This is a genomic window from bacterium (genome assembly GCA_026708015.1).
GTDB lineage: Bacteria > Actinomycetota > Acidimicrobiia > Acidimicrobiales > Bin134 > Poriferisocius.
Genome location: JAPOVT010000021.1, coordinates 1 through 2,611 on the forward strand (window position 1 = coordinate 1; position 2,611 = coordinate 2,611).

3 protein-coding genes are annotated in these 2,611 nt (G+C 63.2%); 2 read left to right on the forward strand and 1 reads right to left on the reverse strand.

Annotation, left to right across the window (positions count from 1 at the left end; translation table 11 throughout):
• Both OXG30_04555 and OXG30_04560 read left to right on the forward strand, forming a co-directional pair.
• Positions 1 to 482, forward strand: a 482-nt coding sequence (locus tag OXG30_04555) for a hypothetical protein (protein MCY4134170.1), incomplete at its 5' end; no start/stop codon positions are given.
• 41 nt (positions 483 to 523) lie between these two features.
• Positions 524 to 1,306 (forward strand): enoyl-CoA hydratase/isomerase family protein, encoded by a 783-nt coding sequence (locus OXG30_04560; GenBank protein ID MCY4134171.1) that lies wholly within the window; start codon positions 524 to 526, stop codon positions 1,304 to 1,306.
• Positions 1,307 to 2,419: 1,113 nt separating this feature from the next.
• Here the strand turns inward: OXG30_04560 and OXG30_04565 are convergent.
• On the reverse strand, positions 2,420 to 2,611 hold a 192-nt coding region (locus OXG30_04565; protein ID MCY4134172.1), incomplete at its 5' end, for an AAA family ATPase.

Here is a 2,611-nt window from a genome sequence, read left to right on the forward strand (position 1 = left end):
TTGGCCGGGAGAATCGAGCCGTCTACCAGCGACAACTTACTCAACAGCCTCTGAGAGTGCCGCGTCATATCAGTGATCTCTATCGGATCGTCTCTGACCTCGTCAATGCACGCGGCGTAGACACGGGGTGGATGGACACCAGCGGTCTGCGAGCAGCGGCCAGTTGGGACGGGTACGGACGAAGCTTCCGCTTCGCCCGCGTTGAGGGGCGGCATTGGATCGGCGTCAGCTTCGAATTCTGGGGGGATGAAGAAGGAGCGCCGATCTGGCTCTACCTGGACGAAGAGCTGAGTCAGGCCATCGACGCGGATGCGCTGCGCTGCCAGCTGCTTTTGCCGGATCACTGGGAGCCTGACGTACCGATATGGCTTCCGATACGCATCCGGCTCGGCGCGTCATATGACGATGTTCTCGACGATGTCGTGAGCCAGGTGAAGACGGTCTACGACATTGCTCTTGAGAGGGTGGCGAAGAACTCCTGAGACGGCGGCGCGGAGCGTCGTGGTGGGCAAGGATTGTGGGCATGAGCCTGTTGGCGTTTGAGTTGCCGTCGTTGGAGACGATTGAGCTGGAGTCTGATGGGGAGACGCTGCGGGTGTGGCTGAACCGGCCGGAGTCGCGCAATGCTCACAACCAGTTGATGATCCGCGAGGTGGGCGATCTGTTCTCGGCGCTGAACGGCCAGACGCAGTTCCGGGTGGCGGTGCTGGGCGGGCGGGGGAAGTCGTTCTGCGCTGGCGCTGACCGCAAGGAAGGTCCGCTCGCTGCGGCGAATGACCGCGAGGCCCGCTACATCAACCAGCTCGGCCGCCGGGCAGCCCGTGCTATCGAGGACTGCGAGGCAGTGACCATCGCCCGCGTGCACGGCCACGCCATCGGTGGCGGAAACTGCTTCGCCACGAGCTGCGACTTCCGGATCACCACTGCGGATGCACTGTGGTACGTGCCCGAGGTGGAGCTCGGCGTGCCGCTGCCATGGGGCGCAACGCCCCGGCTGATTGCCGAGATGGGCATGTCCCGCGCCCGGCAGTTCGTCATGACCAGTGAACGGGTCAATGGGCATACGGCCGTTGAGTGGGGCCTGGCGCACGAGGTATGTGAAGGAGAGGGCGAGCTCGACGCCGCAGTCGAGCGCTGGGTGGCACGCCTCTTGGATCTGCCGGCGCTGTCGGTGCAGATGGCCAAGCACCAGCTGCGCGGCTACGCCCAGCTCACCCGGCTCGGCGACCTGTCCGAGTTCGACGGAGACGCCTCAGCTAGGTCCATCACCAGCGCGGACGCCCAAGCCCGCTTCGGCACCTTCTGAATCTGGGTCCACCGGTATCGTTCGGCATGTGCAGCAACTGGCTGAGATCGCAGCACTCGCCCCGTTTCTGTACGTCCTCGCGGCGCTCTATGCGCTGATGCGCCAAGTCTTGGCTTGGCGGCGTGGTTGGTGCACCTACGGCCAGTCCGGTACCACGCTTTGGACGGTCAACGAGCGAACTGACCGAGGGTGCCCACGACGGTATGTGCGATGCGGGAGGCACCAGCACCTTCCCCTGGGTGCTGAGGAGCACATGAGGGCCAAGGACAACGATCTCCTTCAACGAGGACGTGTTGTCGTGCCGGCCGCCTGTAGGCGCCAACTTGTGGAGCTATGTCGCGAGCGACGGTGAGTCCATCGGCAAGTGGCGCTGGACTTGGAAGTGCCTTGGGCTGTTTCTCTCTCGGCGGTTCGCCGAGTCTGCAATCGAGACCTGCGCGGGGTGCAACTCGCGCTCGGCTCAACTGCTGGATGAGCTCCACGAAGCGCTCGACGGGAAGGACACGAATGCCTGAGAGGCTGTCGCGAAAGTCTGCGCAGCGCGACGAACTGCGGGGTCTGGGTTGTGGCGGCGCAGGAACGGATCCTCCACAATGCCGCACCGCCGCCCACCTGCGGTAACGCAGCGATGGTCTTGGAAGATATCTGTGAGTTGGCCGGGAGAATCGAGCCGTCTACCAGCGACAACTTACTCAACAGCCTCTGAGGATCGCCTTGAATCCGAGAAGGTCGTCGTTCAGGCACCGATGAGCTTCATCGGGCCAGCCGCAAGGATCTGGCGCCTGACACGCGTCGGGCCATTGCCCGTTCGCTTTCTCCTCGGTCTTCTCGCGGTCTTCCTGATCGCTGTCGTGTGGTTGTTCGTGCTCAGCTGGTACGTGTTGTTCTCACTACTATTGGTGCCGTATCGACTTGTCCGTCGTGGAAGCCGCACCCGCAAGCGGGAAGAGCTCCGACACCGAGAAGTGCTCGAGGCGAACGAGAGCAACAGCGACGAGTTGGTCCCCGAAGACTCAGACTCCGACGCTTCGTAGCCGGGATTCGTCGCGAGCCTGAACCTCCCCGCCGAGTCCAGCAGGTCAAATCCCACGTTTTCGCGAGAGCGCTCGTTTCTCAGGGGCCGAGGGCGAACAGCGGCACTACTGAGACTCCGTCGGGGCGTTCGTACGAATAGCCATCGGCGGCGGTGACTACGACAAGCTTCGCAGCAGGTCCCATCTTGGACTCGTCAACCTTGCGCTTCACAGCGAGCAGTGAGCGAGCAGCTTGTTCGATCTGCTCGTAGCCGCCCAGCTTGACTTCGAC